Origin of the sequence: Bradyrhizobium sp. JR4.3, assembly GCF_040547695.1 — a bacterium.
Classification (GTDB): Bacteria; Pseudomonadota; Alphaproteobacteria; order Rhizobiales; family Xanthobacteraceae; genus Bradyrhizobium; species Bradyrhizobium canariense.
On record NZ_JBEPQF010000018.1, the window covers coordinates 71,619 to 90,604 of the forward strand.

The following is an 18,986-nucleotide window of genomic DNA, read 5'->3' on the forward strand; positions in this document are numbered from 1 at the left end:
CACCTCACGAAATTACCACAGGGCCACGTTTGACAGCCGCGACAAGCGTGGTGCGCTGGCGACTGAGCCACACGTCGACCTCACCTTCAGTACGAACGATCGTGCCCCTCTCGATGGTCGCGCGGTGCGTCTGAGGCGCTGATAGCTGTGCGGCCTTTTGGACGGCGCTGACCTGAAGATCAGATACGCCCCGTACTTCTGCTTGCCATTGACCAAGCGGGCGGCGATCGAGGCTTTCGGCCAAACGTTCATCGTCCGACACTTCTGGCTGAACAGGAAGCTTCAGCCCGACCTCCGCCAAAATCGCCTCTTTCTTCGGGAGGTCGAGCCCGACCCAGATGGGATTTGCGTCGAGCGTGTTGAGCGCTCCGCGCACAGCCTCCGCGAGGTCCCGATGCGCGGCCGTAAGCCGCTTTGTTAATAGCTCCCGCAGACGACTCATCGGTGCCGACAAGGGATCGTTCGTCTCCAGAAGCTGTCGGCCTTCACGGATGCCCTTAAGTTCAATCAGATCGATTGCCGCATCTGGAATCAGTTCTGCATGTCGACTGAGCCGTTCGGCTGTACGCCACCGCGCCATTCGCTCCGCCTTGAGCTTGGCGCGTGCCGTCCACGATTCAATCGCTTGCTCAATTTCGGACCTGCGATCAAGCAGCAGCCGCAGCAGTGCGTTGCCCGAAAGCGCTTTCGCCTCGTCTTCTATCAACAGCCGTGGCGCGGCCGGCGATGGTGGCTCACCCCCCGCGCTCTCTCCAAGGGATCGGAACCTGCGCAGGAAATCGCGCGCGGGGTCTGCCAGATCGTCACGATTAGGGATCGGCCCGACAAGCGTTTGAAGCAATCCGGCGAGTCCAATCCTGTCGCGCGCCGAAATTGCAACGTCCTCTCGCCGGAATGTAGCTTTCCCAATTGCCGTTCCATCCAAGGCGGACGCGGCCGCTGGCTCTCCGTTCAAGATGACCGTGAGCTTGTTTGCGCGTACGAGCGCGACCAGCGCTGCGTCGACCGCGTCTTTTGGCCAGCCGTAGGGATCGCGCTCAAAATACTGTCGCACCTCCCGCCCGGCCTTGCCTGCACCGATAATACCGAGAATTGCGCGCCCGACCGGATGGACATCGACGTCCGCCATATGGCCGACCGCTGCAAAAGGATGCTCGCCTCCCTCGCGAGCGGCTTTCAGAGCCTTTTCCCATTCAGCGGCCGGCCGGTCGGCGTCCTTAAACTGCGGGAAGAGACGTTTGCGCGCAGTTTCGATCGCGGCTTCGAGGCGAGCTGAAAATGTCGCCTGGATTTCGGTAGTCCCGCCGCCGAGCAACACCACGGCATCATCCACAACCCTTTCCGCGATTTCGATAGCACGCTCCTGGGCAACTCGTTGCCGCGTTTCCATGCCACGTCGAGCTTCTTCACCAGACGAGCCGTGTCCGAGACCCCGTTTATCCAGCGTCGCCTTTGCCGCGAGCAAGTCCGCGATCGCATCCTTCAGGTCATTGCTGGTTGGCTTGTCAAAGAATACGTGAACGATACCGTTTGCAGAGCCCATGGCTCTTGCTGTATCACGCGCTTCCTTTGCGCTGGTTCGCCACCCATCACGAATCCAAAGCGGAATGTTGCGGCCATCTTTCTCGGGAGCGCGATCGCCTCGATGAGGTACTAATTTGCGGGGGACTTTGGCGTCGCCGTGAACAGACGACACCTGCCGCAGCACGGCTGCCAATGCGTCCTCGATCAGCTTCTCGCGTGCATCGGCGATGGCCGACACGTCATTGCCGTAGTGACTCCGGAATTTCTGGAACTCCTGTTGCCAAGCTCTCCCTTCCGTCGTCTGAATGCGCACCTCTTCGCCTATTCGCACCAGATTCCCGTCCTCGACCATGTTGTCGATGAGCACGCGTACGCGCGATCGGAACGCCCCCTGGTCAATCGTTAGGTCGTCGACCAATAGATCGGCGAGATGATCTGGTGTGGCTCGCACTCCGATATCGGCGCCGGCTTCGGTCGGCAGTCGGGAAATCAAAAAGGCGAGGCCTGCGAGTCGTTTTGCCAAAGCACCATCGGGGCGATAAACATCAGCTAGCGGCTCAATCCGATCATAAGCATCGCGCGGCAGCGCGCCCGATTGGACGAGTGCCGCTTTCAGCGCGTCGTAGAGCACGTCAGCCGGAACAACTGCGCCAAGAGGCTTCTCGGCATTCTCTGCGAGCGCATCGTGAAGAATGCGCAGCTGCGAACGTAATTGGCTTTGCGTGCCCTGAAGATCAGCGGCACGGAAGCACACATCCCAAAACCGCCGGCGCACTGGCAATAGCGGATAGTCATCGACGCGAATTGCTCGATCGTTTGCACGCACTGCAATTTTCGTCTCCGCAAGTTGGCGCGCGATTGCACCGTCGTTAATGTCAAGACAGTGTTCGATAAGAGTTCGAGCCTCCGCCTTCTTCCGCAGTAACACCTTTCGTGTGACCGTCTCGACATCATTGTCGTCAAGCTGCACGCGGATCGTGAAACGATCCAGCAAGCGAACAAGCTGGGGATTTGACTGAGACGTGCCTTGCAGCGCGCTCTGGCCCGCTCCCACGAGCATGATTCGGCTATCGAATTCCTTTGCAAGAGTCTCCGCAATCTCGGCAATCGCGCCGGCACGATCTTGGCTATCGCCGATGTAAATTTGGATCTCATCAAGCAGGATCAGCGTCAGCGGCGGCTTGCCGTGCTTACCTTGACGCTTCAGCACCCGCTTCAACATGGAAACGAACTGTGTTCGGTCAATATCGAAATCAGGCGTTTTGAACTGCGCACGGATGCGCTCGCGAATTTCCTTCGAGGTCTCTCCCGGAAACTGACTGGCAATGGCCTCCGGGATAAGGGGGCTCATGTAGAGTTCGTCAATCTCCTCATCGAACGCACCGCCAGCCGACGAAACCGCAGCCTTCACGTCGTCGATGATACCCTTGTCTTCAAGCCACAGGCAGAAGGCCGCTTTACCGAAGTCGGCTGGAAGCCCGGCTGCTCGGAGGACCATAGACAACACCGAGTGGCGAGGCCGCTCAAGCTGACCACTGGGCATGGGGCCGCCAGCCGCGAAAAGGCCGCCAGCGCGAGCGGCTTGTGTGTCCAACTCGCGAAGTACAGCGCGCACGGACCCAGGCATCTCTTCGACCAGAGCGCGAGGGCTCATTCCATCGCTAAAAGGTTCATTCGACCATAGGTAACCGAGCATTTTCAGGAGGTGGGATTTTCCGCTACCATAGAAGCCGCTAACCCAAGCCGCTTGCTGACTCGACTTGCCGATGTCGCGGCAGAAGTTCTCAAGGATGCGGGTCACGCCATCGGCATAGCGACCTTCACAGACGAAGGTGCGCAATTCACCTCGAGCCTCTTCGTCGGTACCGATCAGTCGGGCCTGACCATTGTTGACAAGCCGCTGACCGCGCGGATCGCGATCGAGGAGGTCTGCGATCGTTGTCATTGGCGTACTCCACTGCTTTCGGTTTGGATGGCGACCGCGTGATAGTCCCAGCCTTCACGAGCATCGAGCAGGCGATAACGACCATCGCGAGTTCGCCCAGGGAAGAAAATTACAAGGCGACCCTTGATTGCATGCTCCACCCGCGCAACGATATCGGACAATGACACCACTCCGAACACCGAGGCGGCACCTATTATGCCGACGAGTTCGCGAGCCGTATGCTGAGGTCTTTCCAGGGTTTGGAGAATAAAGTTGGATGCGTGTTCGGTGAAGCGCTCATTTGCGCCAGCCGCCAACATTTCCGGTTCCTCAAAATAGCTTTCGCGATATCGATGCGCTCCGAGCCATTTTGCAAAGACCGAGGTAAGATCGATGCTATGCCAAGCATGTTGGTGAGTCTGAGCAGCTTGGGCAAATAGACCAATTTTCTTTCTCAGTGCGCGCTCCTCATTTGGGTCGTACACGATCATGATCACGCGCTGGGCGCCGGAGCTGCTGCTGGGCCAACCGACCGCGACATGATCTCGGAATACGCCTGCGAGCTGATCGATCTTCGACATGTCACCCGCCTCAGTTCATATGGTCCAAGAGAGAGAGATCCAACTCGACGGCATCGCCAATTTTGCGGAAGTTGATCAAACCAGCTGCGTGTGCGCGCTCCGCCTGCGCGCGCGCAGCGGTCGGTTCGAGGTCAAGCGCGGCGATCCAACCGTTGTCGAAAAGCTCCGCACCGCCAAAGCCAGCCTTGTGCGCAAGCCAGAGTGCAAAAGCAAAGGCTGTTTGGTTGGCCCGAACATGGGCGCGGCGCTTGAGCGTTCGACCAACGAGATGGCCTGTCTTGGTCCAGCTGCTCGATGCGTTTCGGACGACCTTATCGAGTACTGCCTCATTCATGCGATCGCCCACCACGGAAGCAATGGCGTTGCGCTGAACATCCCGCATTAGCTGCGACCCGGAAGCGAGCCCTAGTACCGGCCTCGCGCTCGCCCTGAGAAGAGGATCACGGGCAATCGCCATGAGAAGTGCAAGCTGCGGTAGGGCCGTGGGATCGCGTCTGCAAAGCGCCGAGAAAATCCTGAAAATCGGAACCGAGTTGTCGAAGCAATAAAGCTCGGTCAGCCTCTGCAAGCTGAGACTTCTTCCTGAGGCGGTCGATTTTCCCAGCGCGTTTTCTTCGATGACAGCTTTCTTGATGTCTTCCGGAAAGGCTCCTGAGGAGCATAGTAATGCCAACTCCCCAAGCATCATGGTGCGACTAGAGTGAGTTCCGCGGGGCCCGCCGCGGAAGCCCAGCGAGAGGGGCGGTTCCTGCTTGTTGTAAAAAAAGGCGAATGTCACGGTCGTCCCCCTGTGCAAACCGACCTTGCTCCGAAAACGGCAAGGCCGTCAAGACTCGCCGGCAAGTTTGCCGGCGGAAGTCACGGGGTATCTTGACGAAATCGCGGGAGCGGCGGATTATTGTCGGAACCCCGGAAACGGACGAAGCCGCCAGCCCTGCAAGGCTAAGCGGCTTCTAAGTTTCCGATTCGCGCTCCCGGGGCCGGGAGCGGATAGGCTTCTCAACAGCGGGACTAATATCCCGTTTGCAGCCAAGGTCAACCCGGCCCCCTTTCAACGGCAACAGTTTGCCGCATACAATGGAGTTGGTTATGACCAACCGAGTCACCTGCATTACAAAACCGCACCCGCACAGTCCACGGGAGCACATCACTCACGTCGGTGGCGTCAACCCACAAGGCGGCTACTGGTATCACACGCGGGAACAGGTCGCTGACATGATCGACAGCGGCAACTACAGCTTCCACGTGAAAGTCGGTCTGTACGACGTACCGGTGCGGACATATGTGCTTCACGGGACCAAGTATCTGCGGACGACGCCGGATAACACCACGCAGGATAACCTGCTGAGTCTCGATCAGTGCCCTGTACGCGGAGCGGCATAGGGCGGATCGCTCTGTTCTGACATCACTGTGAAAAGCGAATTGAGCTCGGTGTTCGATCCCGAGCTCAATTCAATAGGCGCCTGTGCTTGACCTAGCCCGACCCGAGCGTTTGCAAAACGGGTCGGCCAGCTTGGGCTAGTCGCAATCAGCTCCCCCAGCCGCTCCCCCGGGGCAAAAGCCGCGCTGGCCCCAGGAGGGGCAATATCTTCTAACCGTTTGAGCAACTGGGGAAAAATTGGAGCGGGCGAAGGGGCTCGAACCCTCGACCCCGACCTTGGCAAGGTCGTGCTCTACCACTGAGCTACACCCGCATCCTGTGTCGGTCGCATGACTGCGCCGGCAACGGCTGTCGTATGCCAAAAGCGGGAGGGGAATGCAACAGCTACCGGCGGCATAGATGCGCAATCGGAGGCCCGATATAGACCCGAACGCGGCCAAATGACCCAAAAAGGCCCCGGAACCGTCGAATCGGCACGCACGGATTGAAATTCGGCCGTCCCGGCCCAATTTAGGGCCAACAGCGAAGCATATGAATTGGCGACGTGCTAAAGACCCGCCAATTCCAGACATCAGACGAGGGGATCCCGTGACGATCATCGACCAGGGTAACGGAGCAGCGGGCCCGGCTGCCGCCGATCTGATCAAGGACACGACCACCCAGACCTTCGTGAAGGACGTCATCGAAGAATCGAAGCGCCAGCCGGTGCTGATCGACTTCTGGGCGGAGTGGTGCGGCCCCTGCAAGCAGCTCACGCCCTTGCTGGAAAAAGCGGTCAAGGCCGCCAAGGGCAAGGTCAAGCTGGTCAAGATGAACATCGACCAGCACCCGGCGATCCCGGGCCAGATGGGCATCCAGTCGATTCCGGCGGTGATCGCCTTCGTCAACGGCCAGCCGGCCGACGGCTTCATGGGTGCGGTCCCGGAGAGCCAGCTCAACGCCTTCATCGAGAAGCTGACCAAGGGCGTGACCGCGCCGGGTGAGCCGAATATCGCGGAAATCCTCCAGGAAGCCGAGGCCGTGCTCGCCGAGGGCGATGCCGCCGCGGCCGCGCAGATCTACGCGGAAGTGCTGCAGCTCGAATCGACCAACATCGCAGCCCTGGCCGGGCTCGCGAAATGCTACGCCGTCTCCGGTGCGATGGAGCAGGCCAAGCAGACGCTCGCCATGGTGCCGGAATCCAAGCGCAACGACCCGGCCGTGAAAGCCGTGCAGACCGCGATCGATCTGGCCGAGCAGGCGGAGCAGCTCGGGCCTGTCGCCGAGCTGGAACAGAAAGTCGCCGCAAACCCGCTCGATCATCAGGCCCGATTCGACCTCGCGATCGCGCTCAACGCCCAAGGCAACCGGGCAGCTGCCACCGAGCAGCTGCTCGCGATCGTCAAGCGCGACCGCAAATGGAACGACGACGGCGCCCGCAAGCAGCTGGTGCAGTTCTTCGAGGCCTGGGGCGGCACGGACGATGCAACCGTCGAGGGACGCAAGCGCTTGTCGATCATCCTGTTTTCCTGACGCGCGCTGGCAAGGCCAGGGGACCCGGCAGATGCCGATCAATATCGAATATCGCGGGCCCGCCGACCTTCCGGAGATCCTTCCGGTGTTTCCGTTGCCGGGCGCGCTGCTGCTGCCGCGCGGGCAGATGCCGCTCAACATCTTCGAGCCGCGCTACCTCGCGATGATCGACGATGCCTTCCGCGATGGCCATCGCCTGATCGGCATGATCCAGCCCGACATCGCGCATTCGCCCAAGAATTCCGACAAGCCGGCGCTGTTCCGCGTCGGCTGTGTCGGCCGCATCACCCAACTCGCGGAATCCGGCGACGGCCGCTACATCCTCGAGCTCACCGGTGTCTCGCGCTTCAAAGTGCTCGAGGAGCTCGAAGTGCTCACCGCCTACCGGCAGTGCAAGGTGGATTTCTTCGCCTTCGTCGACGATTTCACGCCGCGCATGGGCGAGGAGGAGGTCGATCGCGAAGCACTGCTGACGGTGCTGGCGGACTTTCTGAAGGCCAACAATCTCAAGGTCGACTGGGAGGGCGTCGAGACCGCTCCCAACGAGGCGCTCGTCAACGCGCTGGCGATGATGTCGCCCTATGGTGTGGCCGAGAAGCAAGCGATGCTGGAAGCGCCCGACCTGAAGACCCGCGCCGAGATCCTGATCGCGGTGACCGAGATGGACCTCGCCAAAAAACGCACCTCAGGCGATCCGCCGCTGCAGTGACGGCCTGAACGCTCACGCAGCGCAGATGGCTGCTCCGTCATCTCGCAGCAGCATTTTCGCGATGCTGGATGCAGGCATTGGCCGGCTGAAATAGTAGCCTTGCGTTTCGGCGCAGCCGTCTTCACGCAGGATGTCCAGCTGCTCCCTCGTTTCGACGCCTTCGGCGGTCGTGGTCTTGCTCAAGCTGACTGCGAAACGAACCACTGCTCGCGCGAGATGTTGCGCCTCTGCCCTCGCGCTGGTCAGTTCGCTGACGAAGCTGCGGTCGATCTTGATCTTGTCGAACGGGAATCTTTGCAGAAAGCTCAGAGAAGAATAGCCGGTGCCGAAATCGTCCAGGGCGATTCGCACACGGAGCTGGCGCAGCTGACCGAGGGCCTCGAATACAGCTTCGCTGTCATGCATGATCGCTGTCTCCGTAACTTCGAGCTCGAGCCTGTGCGGCGCCACACCCGAACTCGCCAGCGCGCTGACAACGACCGGCACAAGCTCCTTGCTCCTGAATTGAGCGGGAGACAGGTTGATCGCGATGCTGAGATCGACAGGCCATTTTGCGGCTTCCGCACAGGCCGTCCTAAGGACCCATTCCCCCAGCGGCACGATCAGGCCGGTCTCTTCCGCAAGCGGGATGAATTCGCCCGGCATGACCAGACCTCGCTGCGGGTGATGCCAGCGCAGCAGGGCCTCGAAGCCCCTGGTCTTACCGGTCGCGGCGTCGATGAATGGCTGGTAATAGAGCTCGAATTGACCGCCGGCAAGCGCATCGCGCAAGTCGCGCTCCAGATTCCGTCGCGCATGCATGATCTCGTCGAGTTCCGGCTCGAAGAAACGGAATGCGCCACGTCCACCATTCTTGGCCGAGTAGAGGGCGAGATCGGCGCTCTTCATGATCGCGTCGGGATCATTGCCGTCACGCGGCGCGATGGCAATGCCGATGCTGGTGCCTACGGTGACCCGGTGATCGCCGAGGTCGAAGGGTTTGCAAAGCGCCTTTCTGATGTTCTCGGCGAGGGTCGCGGCCTCCACGGCCGGGCTGGTCACGTAGTCGATCACCGCGAACTCGTCCCCGCCCAGTCGGGCGATCAACGCCGTTTCCGTGGTGCATTCGCGCAAACGCGCCGCGACGGCGCGCAGCAGGGAATCGCCCGCCGGATGTCCAAGCGTGTCATTGACTTCCTTGAAGCGATCGAGGTCAAGCATGAGCACGGCAAGATCAAGACCACCAGTGCGCGTAACTGCAATGGCATGCTCCATCCGCTCTCTGAGCAGCACCCGATTTGGCAGGTCGGTCAACGCATCGTGTTGCGCCATATGGGTGATTTTGGCCTCGGACCGGCGTTGCTCCGTAACATCAAGATGCGTGGCCACCCATCCGCCGCCGGGCATCGGCTGTCGCGTCACGCAGATCAACCGACCATCCGCAAACTCGTCGATCCTGCTCGAGACTGTGTCGAACGGCAATGCAGCCAGTCTCGAGATGTATTGCCCGGCAGCGCCCTCGCTCGTATCGCCCTTGAGGATGCCGTTCACAACGCGGTGCTTGATGATGTCGACGTGCGGCGTCCCCGTCTTCAGCAGTTCCGGCGGCAGCCGATAGAGCAGGGCATAGCGCTCGTTGCAGACGACGAGCCGCTTCTCCGTGTCAAACATGCAAAGGCCCTCGACCATGTTGTTGATGGCCGTGTCGAGCCTGATCTTCTGGTCCTGGATTTCCTTTTGCGAATCTTCCACCTGTTGCCTGGCAAACGAAAGCTGAGTGATAACTTCCTCGAATCGGCTGGTTCTGGTCGCAAGCCGGCGATCCGCCAGCACGCCCACAAAACTCATCCCGAGCACCGACAGGGCCACGCCCGCGATTGCCACGGCGAGGAAGCCGGGAGAAAGCGACAGTGTGTCGCTTGCCAGCGTCGGGTCTGGAACGATCTGTACCGCCCCCATAGCTGTGAAATGATGCGACACGATGGCGAGCGTCAGCAGCAGCGCCGCAGCGAAGGTCCCCCACCTGTCCTTGCGACCCAGGGCGACCGCAAGTGCGGCGTAGCCTAGGACCATGCCGAGGGCGATCGAGATGAGCACCAGCTCCGGCGACCAGGTCACGCGACCAGGCACTTCGAGGGCCGACATGCCCAGATAGTGCATGCTCGCAATACCGCCGCCGATGATGCCGCCACCGGCAGCCGCGCGCCAGCGGCCGGGGCTGCCGACGGCAACGCCAAAACCTGCCGACGTCAGGATCATCGCTGCGGCGAGCGACAAAGCTGTCAGCGTGATGGCGTAACCGGTCGAGACGCCGGGCTCGTAGGCAAGCATTGCCACAAAATGCGTTGCCCAGATTCCATAACCGATGGCGGCGCCGGCGATCGCAATCCAGATCAGTCGCGTCCAGGCGCGCGATGCGTTCGCTCGATGAAAGATGCTGACGGCTACAATGCTTGCGGCGAAGCAAACCAGACCGGCGAGCATGACAAGCCGCCAATCGTGCTCTGCCGTGAGGCAAGTAAAAACGCGGAACATCGAAATCGCCTCCCTCGTCAATAAGCTCGACGATTGATCCGATTGGCTTTGGTCACGTTAATTTCTTGCAATGCCCGGTTGCATGCCTATCGGGAGGTAAACCCAACCTCGACAATGGCGCCGTTTGGCGGTAGCCGGTGCGGGCGAAGGACTTAATTCTCGTGGAACCACGGGTTTAGGCGGGCCCAAGGCTCCATCCGCTTGAATTAACCCGGTGCTGCTTAGAGGTGCCCGCGGATTCGTTTGCGGCCGGTGATCATCGCGCGGATCAGGTTCTCGCGCTGGAGACGCCCCATCAACAGCACGCCCAGGACGTGCAGCACGACCAGGACGATGACCGCGTCGGATGAATAGTGGTGGGTGTCCTCGATCCACCAGACGCCGAAGAAAGTGACGGTCACCGACATCGCGCCTGATATCGTCGAGATCGCGAGCGAGACCAACAGCGCCACCAGCATCAACGTGCCGGCGGGATTGAGCCCGATATAGCGGCCGGTGATGCCGCGGCGAAGATTCCAGAGATAGCGTGGCGCGGCCCGAAGCCTGACGCCGACCATGCGGAAGCGCGAATAGCGGCTTCCCCAAAGACCCCAAACCAGACGGAACGCAAGAAGCCCGAGCACGGTATAGCCGACGATGCGGTGAAGTCCGTCATAGACGGTGGGCGTGAACCACGCGGCCAGAACGCAAGCCGCGAGCGCCCAGTGCCAGAGCCGCAGCGGGAGGTCCCAGACCGCGACTGTCCGCGAAGCGGCTCGATCCGCGGGGGTCCGGTTGGACCCCCCGCGTACTTGCGGTACCGTTTCATCGATCAAGCGAGGACCACCCTCAGGCCTAACTTTGCGCAGTTCATTTGGCGCGAGCCGTCTCGCGCGGTCTACTTCGCAATCGTGTGCTTCAGGCTGAGATCTTCGGGGCTGTAGAACAGCTCGTAAAGCTTGCCTTCCTTGACGCCGTAGACCTCGTAGCACGAGCCTTCGATCTTTGAGCGCCGCACCTCGTAGCCGAGCGTCTTGGCCTTGGCTTCGGCTTCGCTCGCCGGCTTCCACGACGCCTTGTCGAGCTTGGTGCAGTCCTTGAAACCATCGGCCAAGGCCGCCGATCCCATGCCAATCCCGATCGTCAATGCAACGGCAACAACACGAATAACCTTCACGAACGTCTCCTCTTCTGTCGTGGGCGCTACGCCCTAGGGCGAAGCGGGACCGAAAGAAGCAAAGCACATGATGAAGTCAATCCGCAGCTACGGCGGAAGCCTTTAGAGATATTCTAACGATCCGAAAAGCTCAGCGCCCTCCGTGCGCAACGTGCATTTGGCGCGTCGATGCGGCCTTACGCCTCACAACAGGCATGACTGCAATATGCCGCGCCTAGTAGCCGGCAGCCGCCATCGCGACGACAGCACTGAGCGCCATCCAGCCGAAGTGCCGACCGCGCGTCGCCCATGCGTTGGCGAGAGCGGCGAAGCCGAACACACAGGCCATGGTGACGACGATCCAGTGCCGCGCCGGCTCCGATTGCAGCCAGGGTGCTGCGATCAGGAGCACACCCCCGCCGAACCAGGCGACGGTCGAGGCCTGCCAGACCAGGCGGATCAGGGTGCGGAGCCGCTCCGGCTCGATGCGGGCGCGGGCAAAGACCTTGGTCTCGCCGAGAATGCCATGGATGAGGGCCACGACAATGGTCACGACCCCGGCACACTGGAGCAAGAGATCACGCATCGTCAGAACTCCTGAAAATTTTTTCCATACGGTCCTGTATGGTGAGATAGGCGCTGGCGTGTCGGCTGTCAATACACTAGTGTATGGTTGAATCCGGACCCCGACATGGCCGAACAGCTGAACGCCGACGACTGGATCAAACAGGGCCTGAAGGCGCTCGCGAGAGACGGCTTCACCGCGCTGAAGGCCGATCCGCTGGCGAAAGCCATGGGGGTCTCGCGCGGCAGCTTCTATTGGCATTTTGCCGATCTCGGCGCGTTCCATGCTGCACTTTTGAAGCGCTGGCGCGAGATCGCGGCCGAGCAGATCATCGCCGACGTCGAGGCGGACAGCGGCGAGCCGCTGAAAGCGCTGCTGCGCAGGACTTTTGGCGCGCGGCTCGACCTCGAGCGCGCGGTGCGGAACTGGGCGGCTTTCGATGCGGCGGCACAAACGGCGGTGCGTGCCATCGACCGGCGCAGGCTCGACTATATCGAAGAGCTGCTGAGGAAGCGCGGGTTCGAGGCGGCGACAGCGCGAGCCCGCGCGCAAATCCTGTACTGGGCTTTTCTCGGCTTCGCTCTGTCGGGCCCGCCATCGCCGGCCGCGCGGCTTGAGGGCCTGCTCGACGAGATTCTGCGGATGGTTTCGGCTTGAGCGACGCGATGGGCTGCTACGATTTTTTATGCTAGAGGCAACCGACCGCCGGAGACCCCCATGAACGCGCCTACCGAACGCCCCGAAGCCAGCGTCGATCCCAAATTGCTGGAGATTTTGGTCTGCCCGCTGACCAAGGGCCCGCTGGAGTTCGATTCTGCAAAGCAGGAGCTGATCTCGCGCAGCGCCAAGCTCGCCTATCCGATCCGCGATGGCATCCCGATCATGCTGCCGGAAGAGGCCCGCAAGATCGATTGAGAGACTTGTGGCCCGTTGGTCGTTTGGCGCGATGACCGCGCCACACCCCAGGTGTCGTCCTGGCCTAGTGCGCAATTGCGCACGGGGGCCGGGACCCATAACCACCGAATTGGGTTGTTGCGCGAGCTGGTCACTCCGAGTCTTCGCAAAACTATTGCTGCGGCGTATGGGTCCCGGATCTGCGCGCGCCTGAGGCGCGCTTGTCCGGACGACGCGGAGAGTGGGACGGAGCGCTCCCTAAACGCGCTACAGCGCCTCGCCCTTCAGCAACCGCGGTATCTCACCGGTCAGACCCGCGGCCTGGCGGATGAACAGGTTCTTCAGCGGCGGGGCGCGGTCGACGAGGCCGAGGCCGATGTCGCGCACCGTGCGCAACAGCGTCGACTGGTTGGAGAACAGGAAGTTCAGCGAGTTGGTGGCAACGCCCATGGCCATCGTGTCGAAGCGGCGCCAGCGCTGGTAACGTTCGAGCACGTCGGCGGCGCCGATATCCATGCCGAGCCGCGCGGCATCGACCACGACCTCGGCCAGTGCGGCGACGTCCTTCAGCCCCATGTTGAGACCCTGGCCCGCGATGGGGTGGATGACGTGGGCGGAATCGCCGACCAGCGCGAGGCGCTGGGCAATGAAGGAGCGTGCGACGAAATAGGACAGCGGAAACGCGCGCGGCTTGTCGAGCGCCTTCACCTCGCCGAGATGCAGGCCGAAGCGTCGTTCGAGCTCGCCGTGAAATTCCTCATCGCTCAACGCGATGATACGCGCGGCTTCGCTGCGGCGCTCGGTCCATACCAGCGAGGAACGCTTGCCCGAAAGCGGCAGGATCGCGAACGGACCCGCCGGCAGAAAATGTTCTTCGGCGCGGCCCTCGTGATCGCGCTCATGGCCGACGGTGACGACGATGCCGGATTGATCATATTCCCAGCCATGGGTGGCGATGCCGGCGCGTTCGCGCAGTTTCGACTTCGCACCGTCAGCCGCAACCAGGAGGCTCGCTGCAATCACGCTGCCATCACCGAGCGTCACGTCGATGCCTTCGGCCCGCGCGTCGTAAGACGACACGGTGGTCGCGCGGAGATCGATGCCCTCGGCCTCGGCGCGCACCACCAGCGCATCGATCAGGCGGCGGTTCTCGACCATATGCGCGAAGGGCTCGCCCGGCGCGACATCGCCGGCAAAGTTGAGGAACGCCGGACGGGTGGCATCTTCCAGCTTGGAATCGGTGACGATCATGTCGAGGATGGGCTGCGCCTCGCCCCTGACGTCATCCCAGGCGCCGATCGCCTCGAACAGGCGGCGGCAGGCGGCCACGATCGCGGTGGCGCGCGGGTCGCGGCTGGGACGTGTCCCGAGCGCGGGGTCGGCGACGATGACGGGGATCTCGGGGCCGAGTCCCTGGCGCAACGCCACAGCCAGCGCCAGGCCCGCAAACGCGCCGCCACCGATGACAATGCTACCCTGTACCGACATATCCAATTCCCGGCTAAATCCTGGCCTTGCTAGCAGACTTGAGGTGGGCGAAACAGTGCGGTGAAACAAGGGCGGAAAGCCCCCATTGTGTCATTCCGGAGCAGCGAAGCCGGGGCGGCAAGGCGAAAGCTGAATTCCATGTCCAAGAGCCTGATCGACCTCATCTCGATCCTCGACCTCGAACAGCTCGAGGTGAATCTGTTCCGCGGCAACAGTCCGAAGACTAGCTGGCAACGGGTGTTCGGCGGCCAGGTGATCGGGCAGGCGATGGTCGCAGCGTGCCGCACCGTCGAGGGCAGGCTGCCGCATTCGCTGCATTGCTATTTCGTCCTGCCGGGCGATCCGCAGATCCCGATCATCTACCAGGTCGAGCGCCTGCGCGACGGCAAGAGCTACTCGACGCGACGCGTCACCGCGATTCAGCACGGCAACGCGATCTTCTCGATCATGGTGTCGTTCCATGCCGAGGAGGAGAGCGCGTTCGATCACCAGGACAAGATGCCCGACGTGCCGCGGCCGGAAAAGCTGACGGCGGAGGAGGTGGCGAAGCAGCCGATGTTCAAGGAAATGCCGGATTTCATCCGCCGCTATTATGAATCCGATCGTCCGATCGAGCTGCGCCCGGTCGAGCTCGGCCGTTATTTGGGCCAAAAGATCGAGGACGGTCGCATTCATGTCTGGATCAAGACCGCGGCGACGCTGCCGGACGATCCGGCGCTGCACATGTGCGCGCTGGCCTACGCGTCCGACTTCTCGCTGCTCGATGCGATCATGGCGCGCTACGGCCGCACCCTGTTCGACAAGCGCATGATGCCAGCGAGCCTCGACCACGCGATGTGGTTTCACCGGCCGTTCCGCGCCGACGAATGGCTGCTCTACGCACAGGATTCGCCAAGCGCCCGAAGCGGCCGCGGCTTGACCCGCGGCTCGATCTTCAAGCCCGACGGCACGCTGGTGGCCTCCGTCGCGCAGGAAGGCTCGGTGCGCGAACGGAAAGCCAGAGAGGCATAAGCACGATCGATCGCGCTTATGCCTCTCGAGATCAGGTCCGGAGCGATCCTCGCGGAGCCAGGACGGTCTCCGACGCGAACCAGTTCATGATCCAGCGATACACCCACGGGATCGGGATGATGAAGCCGCACAGGAATGCAGCCACGATGCCCCGCCAGAGAATCCCGAGACCGCTGCCGTTGAAGACGATCTCGCGCCGCGTGCCTTCGATGCTGCGGCAGAACCAGCGCATTTGAGCCGCGGCGACCCAGGCCCAGCCGATGATGGTGATGATGGAGATCGCAAACAGCAGGCTCCAGCCGACATAGGCCCAGACCGTGCCGGTGAAGCTCAGGCCGAGCGGCTGCCCGTTGGAGGCGAGGTTCGCGACCATCCATTTGATCAGGAGCCAGTAGAGAACGATCTGGGCGATGAACAGCAAATTGCTCAGCAACGGGACGCCGATCAACCCGATCACGATCGCCAGAACGATGAAGCCAAAATACCAAGGCACCAGCGCCATCGCATTGCCGGTGAAGCTGAGATTGGGCCGTCCGGGGACCTTCACGCAGGACACGATCCATTTCGTGTACCAGACGAACACCCACGGCACCGGGATGATGAAGCACATGCCGATCAGCATCACGATGCTGCGCCAGGTGAACTCGAGGATGCCGAAATCGACCGCCAGCGATCCTCCGCCGCCACCGCCGCCGTAGCCTCCGGAGCCCATCATCGGCGGGCCGCCAGCCGGCATCATCGGAGGCGCACCGCCGCCGCTGATCAGGCCAGGGATTTCGGCCGCCTTCTGCCAGCCGGCCATGCCCTCCGACCACACCAGCGTATCGGGGCGCACGACTCCCTGGGCGACGAGGTCGCGGAATTGCCCTTCCTGATAGGGCCCCTGCTGCTTGCCCTCGGATGCGTAGAACCAACTCGCCATGAAGCGTCCCCCTCAAACATAGTTTTGTACCGGCCGCGACGCTTGGGTTCATCGCATCCATGCCAAAAACGCATTGTGGAGGATGAACGCCTGCCCTGTACAGAGGCGGCCGTTCACATAGCCCAACGATTTTCCGCTTCAATCTGCAACTTTTTTATGCCATTTGCCCGGAAAGATGCCAGATTGACGCAGCGCCGGGGACATACGGCGCGGCGCATCCCGGGGAATAGGCCTGACCATGAAACTCGTCGTCGCGATCATCAAACCCTTCAAGCTCGATGAAGTCCGCCAGGCACTTACGGCGATCGGCGTCCACGGCATGACCGTGACCGAAGTGAAGGGCTATGGCCGCCAAAAGGGCCACACCGAGATCTATCGCGGCGCCGAATATGTCGTGAATTTCCTGCCGAAGCTGCGGATCGAGATCGCGGTCGCCTCCGATATCGCCGAGAAGGCGGTCGCCGTCATCACCGCGACCGCGCGCACCGGCCAGATCGGTGACGGCAAGATCTTCGTCACGCCGATTGATCACGCGACCCGCATTCGCACCGGCGAGACTGACAGCGACGCGCTCTGATTCAAGACCCTCATGGTGAGGAGCGCGGAACGCGTTTCCGGACGATGCTTTGCATCGCCGGGCGAACCATGAAGGCCCGGCTCTCGCCCGCGGCCATCCTTCGAGACGCCCGCTTGTCGCGGGCTCCTCAGGATGAGGGTGGAGTGCGGTGAGGCAGGGACTAATTCTTATCTAGATCGCACCGGGCAACGGCGCCACGGCGTGCGACGCAATCAATAGCTGGGGGAAACGACATGGCGGGATTGTTGCGCCGCGCGGCTGCTATTGCCGCGCCGATCGGGCTTGTGTCGATCATGGCTTCGCCGGCGCGCGCCGCGGGCTCAGAGATCAACACCGCCGACACCGCCTGGATGATCGTCGCCACCGCATTGGTGCTGATGATGACGATCCCGGGGCTCGCGCTGTTCTATTCCGGCATGGTGCGCAAGAAGAACGTGCTCGCCACCATGGCGCAGAGCCTCGCCGCGGTGACGATCATCTCCATTCTCTGGGTCGCCTTCGGCTATTCGCTGTGCTTCGTCGGCGACGGCCCATGGATCGGCACGCTCGACCGCTGGTTCCTCGCCGGCATGACCATGGACAGCGTCAACCCGGCGGCGAAGACGATCCCGGAAGCGCTGTTCATGCTGTACCAGATGACGTTTGCGATCATCACGGTGGCGCTGGTCGCGGGCGCGGTCGCCGACCGGATGCGGTTCTCCGCCTATCTCCTCTTCTCGGTCGCATGGTTCATCTTCGTCTACATTCCGCTGGCGCATTGGGTGTGGGGCGGCGGCTTCCTCGCCAGCATGGGCGTGCTGGATTTCGCCGGCGGCCTCGTGGTGCATCTGTCGGCCGGCACCGCCGGCCTCGTCGCGGCGAAGGTGATGGGACGCCGTCACGGCTACGGCACCGAAAATCTTTCGCCGTTCGATCTGTCGCTCGCGGTGATGGGCACCGGCCTGTTGTGGGTCGGCTGGTTCGGTTTCAACGGCGGCTCGGCGGGCGCAGCCAATTCGCGCGCGGTGCTGGCGATCATCGCGACCCATCTCGCGGCCTGCTCCGGCGCGCTGACCTGGGGCGCGATCGAATGGTCGACGCGGCGCAAGCCGTCCGTGCTCGGCATGATCTCCGGCGCGGTGGCCGGCCTCGGCACCATCACGCCGGCCTCGGGATTCGTGGCGCCCTGGCACGGTATCGTCATCGGCGTGATCGCAGGCCTCGTCTGCTACTGGGCCTGCACCTGGCTGAAGCACCGGTTCGACTATGACGATTCGCTCGACGTGTTCGGCGTCCACGGCATCGGCGGGCTGACCGGCACCCTGCTGGCCGGCGTGTTCGCAACCAGCGCGATCGGCGGCACCGCCGGCCTGCTCGAAGGCCATCCGCAGCAGCTTCTGATCCAGCTCTCAGGGGTCGCCGTCACCTTCGTCTGGTCGGCAGGCGTGAGCTTCGTCCTGCTCAAGCTGGTCAGCCTGTTCGTGCCGTTGCGCGTCTCCCGTGAGCACGAGCTCGAAGGGCTGGATATTTCGCAGCACGGCGAAGCGCTGCAGTAATTGGGCTTGCGCAACACATAAGCACGTGCTTATGTGTTGCCATGATCGAAGCTGACATCTTCAAGGCGCTGGCCGACCCGACCCGCCGCAAGGTCTTTGAGAAGCTTGCCGGCGGAAGCCTGAATGCGAGCGCTTTGCGCGACGGATTAGAGATCAGCCAACCGGCGATGTCGCAGCATCTTGCGGTGCTGCGCGGGGCGGGCCTGGTGCGCGAACAGCGGCAGGGCCGCTTTGTGAATTACGAAGTCGATCCCGAAGGAATTCTCGCCATCGGGACCTGGCTTGCGCGCTACCGTGCCTATTGGCCGAAACGCATGGATGCCCTCGCCGATCTCTTGAAGGAGATGGATCAATGAGCGACGCCGCGAAGCCTGATCCCTCCGACGCAGCTCTCGTCCTCGAATATGAATTCGATGCGCCGCCGGCCAAGGTCTGGCGCGCGGTGACCATTCCGGCGTTGCGCGAGCGCTGGCTGCCGGATTGCGACCTTGCGGGCGCCGAGCCGGAATCATCAATCCCAGGCCAGGAGGTGCGCTACCGGCTTCGCGATTCCGAACCGCCGTTTCGCGAAAGCCATGTCATCTTCCGGATCGAACCGAACGAGGATGGCGGCACCCGCTTCCGCATCATCCAGCAAACCTGCATGAAGCTGCCGCAGCCGGCCAACAGCAATGGCTGCCTGATGCGCGCGGCCGCCTAACACCAACACCACTT

19 protein-coding genes and 1 tRNA gene are annotated in these 18,986 nt (G+C 62.2%); 10 read left to right on the plus strand and 10 right to left on the minus strand.

Annotation, left to right across the window (positions count from 1 at the left end; all coding sequences use genetic code 11):
• Positions 1-4: 4 nt before the first annotated feature.
• Genes brxC through ABIB91_RS25750 form a run of 3 tightly spaced genes read right to left on the minus strand, consistent with a single transcriptional unit; the run spans position 5 to position 4,807 of the window.
• Positions 5-3,469: a BREX system P-loop protein BrxC gene (gene brxC, locus ABIB91_RS25740; protein ID WP_354168406.1), complete on the minus strand. Its 3,465-nt coding sequence runs from the start codon at positions 3,467-3,469 to the stop codon at positions 5-7.
• Complete coding sequence (locus tag ABIB91_RS25745) at positions 3,466-4,029, minus strand: hypothetical protein (RefSeq protein ID WP_354168408.1); 564 nt, start codon at positions 4,027-4,029, stop codon at positions 3,466-3,468. Before ABIB91_RS25745 ends, brxC begins: the two co-directional genes overlap by 4 nt.
• Before the next feature lie 10 nt (positions 4,030-4,039).
• The gene (locus ABIB91_RS25750) at positions 4,040-4,807 is read right to left on the minus strand and encodes a hypothetical protein (RefSeq protein ID WP_354168410.1); all 768 of its coding nucleotides are present in this window, start codon (positions 4,805-4,807) and stop codon (positions 4,040-4,042) included.
• Positions 4,808-5,118: 311 nt separating this feature from the next.
• On the opposite strand from ABIB91_RS25750, the gene ABIB91_RS25755 reads away from it, so the two are divergent.
• A complete protein-coding gene (locus tag ABIB91_RS25755) occupies positions 5,119-5,412 on the plus strand; it encodes a DUF3892 domain-containing protein (protein WP_354168412.1) in 294 nt (97 codons plus the stop codon).
• 236 nt (positions 5,413-5,648) lie between these two features.
• Here the strand turns inward: ABIB91_RS25755 and ABIB91_RS25760 are convergent.
• A tRNA-Gly gene (locus tag ABIB91_RS25760) sits at positions 5,649-5,723 on the minus strand.
• Between the two features lie 275 nt (positions 5,724-5,998).
• Here ABIB91_RS25760 and trxA point away from each other — a divergent pair.
• Together trxA and ABIB91_RS25770 are read left to right on the plus strand one after the other, a co-directional pair.
• Complete coding sequence (gene trxA / locus ABIB91_RS25765; RefSeq protein ID WP_007598659.1) at positions 5,999-6,922, plus strand: thioredoxin; 924 nt, start codon at positions 5,999-6,001, stop codon at positions 6,920-6,922.
• 31 nt (positions 6,923-6,953) lie between these two features.
• Complete coding sequence (locus ABIB91_RS25770) at positions 6,954-7,631, plus strand: LON peptidase substrate-binding domain-containing protein (RefSeq protein WP_007598658.1); 678 nt, start codon at positions 6,954-6,956, stop codon at positions 7,629-7,631.
• 12 nt (positions 7,632-7,643) lie between these two features.
• Here the strand turns inward: ABIB91_RS25770 and ABIB91_RS25775 are convergent, their stop codons facing one another.
• The 4 genes from ABIB91_RS25775 to ABIB91_RS25790 form a co-directional block, all read right to left on the minus strand.
• Entirely contained in the window at positions 7,644-10,145 is a 2,502-nt protein-coding gene (locus tag ABIB91_RS25775; RefSeq protein ID WP_354168415.1) for an EAL domain-containing protein, read from the minus strand.
• A gap of 221 nt (positions 10,146-10,366) precedes the next feature.
• Positions 10,367-10,960: a cytochrome b/b6 domain-containing protein gene (locus ABIB91_RS25780; RefSeq protein WP_354168417.1), complete on the minus strand. Its 594-nt coding sequence runs from the start codon at positions 10,958-10,960 to the stop codon at positions 10,367-10,369.
• Positions 10,961-11,022: 62 nt separating this feature from the next.
• A complete protein-coding gene (locus tag ABIB91_RS25785; RefSeq protein ID WP_354168419.1) occupies positions 11,023-11,301 on the minus strand; it encodes a PepSY domain-containing protein in 279 nt (92 codons plus the stop codon).
• 214 nt (positions 11,302-11,515) lie between these two features.
• The gene (locus ABIB91_RS25790; RefSeq protein WP_354168421.1) at positions 11,516-11,866 is read right to left on the minus strand and encodes a hypothetical protein; all 351 of its coding nucleotides are present in this window, start codon (positions 11,864-11,866) and stop codon (positions 11,516-11,518) included.
• A 105-nt stretch (positions 11,867-11,971) separates the two neighbouring features.
• On the opposite strand from ABIB91_RS25790, the gene ABIB91_RS25795 reads away from it, so the two are divergent.
• Entirely contained in the window at positions 11,972-12,502 is a 531-nt protein-coding gene (locus tag ABIB91_RS25795; protein ID WP_354168423.1) for a TetR/AcrR family transcriptional regulator, read from the plus strand.
• Positions 12,503-12,562: 60 nt separating this feature from the next.
• Entirely contained in the window at positions 12,563-12,760 is a 198-nt protein-coding gene (locus ABIB91_RS25800) for a Trm112 family protein (protein ID WP_007598651.1), read from the plus strand.
• A 246-nt stretch (positions 12,761-13,006) separates the two neighbouring features.
• Here the strand turns inward: ABIB91_RS25800 and ABIB91_RS25805 are convergent, their stop codons facing one another.
• Positions 13,007-14,227: a ubiquinone biosynthesis hydroxylase gene (locus ABIB91_RS25805; protein WP_354168425.1), complete on the minus strand. Its 1,221-nt coding sequence runs from the start codon at positions 14,225-14,227 to the stop codon at positions 13,007-13,009.
• Positions 14,228-14,365: 138 nt separating this feature from the next.
• On the opposite strand from ABIB91_RS25805, the gene tesB reads away from it, so the two are divergent.
• Positions 14,366-15,238 (plus strand): acyl-CoA thioesterase II, encoded by an 873-nt coding sequence (tesB, locus tag ABIB91_RS25810; protein WP_354168427.1) that lies wholly within the window; start codon positions 14,366-14,368, stop codon positions 15,236-15,238.
• Positions 15,239-15,269: 31 nt separating this feature from the next.
• Here the strand turns inward: tesB and ABIB91_RS25815 are convergent, their stop codons facing one another.
• On the minus strand, positions 15,270-16,160 hold the full coding sequence (locus tag ABIB91_RS25815) for a DUF4339 domain-containing protein (RefSeq protein ID WP_007598648.1): 891 nt from the start codon (positions 16,158-16,160) through the stop codon (positions 15,270-15,272).
• A 238-nt stretch (positions 16,161-16,398) separates the two neighbouring features.
• On the opposite strand from ABIB91_RS25815, the gene ABIB91_RS25820 reads away from it, so the two are divergent.
• The 4 genes from ABIB91_RS25820 (at position 16,399) to ABIB91_RS25835 (ending at position 18,972) form a co-directional block, all read left to right on the plus strand.
• Positions 16,399-16,737 carry a P-II family nitrogen regulator gene (locus ABIB91_RS25820; protein ID WP_007598647.1) on the plus strand — a complete coding sequence of 113 codons (339 nt, stop codon included), beginning with the start codon at positions 16,399-16,401 and terminating at the stop codon, positions 16,735-16,737.
• A 233-nt stretch (positions 16,738-16,970) separates the two neighbouring features.
• Positions 16,971-18,272 carry an ammonium transporter gene (locus tag ABIB91_RS25825; RefSeq protein WP_354168430.1) on the plus strand — a complete coding sequence of 434 codons (1,302 nt, stop codon included), beginning with the start codon at positions 16,971-16,973 and terminating at the stop codon, positions 18,270-18,272.
• A 41-nt stretch (positions 18,273-18,313) separates the two neighbouring features.
• Positions 18,314-18,628 carry an ArsR/SmtB family transcription factor gene (locus tag ABIB91_RS25830; RefSeq protein WP_035993871.1) on the plus strand — a complete coding sequence of 105 codons (315 nt, stop codon included), beginning with the start codon at positions 18,314-18,316 and terminating at the stop codon, positions 18,626-18,628.
• Positions 18,625-18,972 carry an SRPBCC family protein gene (locus ABIB91_RS25835; protein ID WP_007598644.1) on the plus strand — a complete coding sequence of 116 codons (348 nt, stop codon included), beginning with the start codon at positions 18,625-18,627 and terminating at the stop codon, positions 18,970-18,972. The genes ABIB91_RS25830 and ABIB91_RS25835 overlap by 4 nt, the downstream gene beginning before the upstream one ends.
• Positions 18,973-18,986: the final 14 nt, after the last annotated feature.

Coding starts and splice junctions, on each gene's coding strand:
- brxC (WP_354168406.1), bottom strand. CDS start 3,469: ATGACAACGATCGCAGACCTCCTCGATCGCGATCCGCGCGGTCAGCGG.
- ABIB91_RS25745 (WP_354168408.1), bottom strand. CDS start 4,029: ATGTCGAAGATCGATCAGCTCGCAGGCGTATTCCGAGATCATGTCGCG.
- ABIB91_RS25755 (WP_354168412.1), top strand. CDS start 5,119: ATGACCAACCGAGTCACCTGCATTACAAAACCGCACCCGCACAGTCCA.
- ABIB91_RS25770 (WP_007598658.1), top strand. CDS start 6,954: ATGCCGATCAATATCGAATATCGCGGGCCCGCCGACCTTCCGGAGATC.
- ABIB91_RS25775 (WP_354168415.1), bottom strand. CDS start 10,145: ATGTTCCGCGTTTTTACTTGCCTCACGGCAGAGCACGATTGGCGGCTT.
- ABIB91_RS25790 (WP_354168421.1), bottom strand. CDS start 11,866: ATGCGTGATCTCTTGCTCCAGTGTGCCGGGGTCGTGACCATTGTCGTG.
- ABIB91_RS25795 (WP_354168423.1), top strand. CDS start 11,972: ATGGCCGAACAGCTGAACGCCGACGACTGGATCAAACAGGGCCTGAAG.
- ABIB91_RS25800 (WP_007598651.1), top strand. CDS start 12,563: ATGAACGCGCCTACCGAACGCCCCGAAGCCAGCGTCGATCCCAAATTG.
- ABIB91_RS25805 (WP_354168425.1), bottom strand. CDS start 14,227: ATGTCGGTACAGGGTAGCATTGTCATCGGTGGCGGCGCGTTTGCGGGC.
- tesB (WP_354168427.1), top strand. CDS start 14,366: ATGTCCAAGAGCCTGATCGACCTCATCTCGATCCTCGACCTCGAACAG.
- ABIB91_RS25815 (WP_007598648.1), bottom strand. CDS start 16,160: ATGGCGAGTTGGTTCTACGCATCCGAGGGCAAGCAGCAGGGGCCCTAT.
- ABIB91_RS25820 (WP_007598647.1), top strand. CDS start 16,399: ATGAAACTCGTCGTCGCGATCATCAAACCCTTCAAGCTCGATGAAGTC.
- ABIB91_RS25825 (WP_354168430.1), top strand. CDS start 16,971: ATGGCGGGATTGTTGCGCCGCGCGGCTGCTATTGCCGCGCCGATCGGG.
- ABIB91_RS25830 (WP_035993871.1), top strand. CDS start 18,314: ATGATCGAAGCTGACATCTTCAAGGCGCTGGCCGACCCGACCCGCCGC.
- ABIB91_RS25835 (WP_007598644.1), top strand. CDS start 18,625: ATGAGCGACGCCGCGAAGCCTGATCCCTCCGACGCAGCTCTCGTCCTC.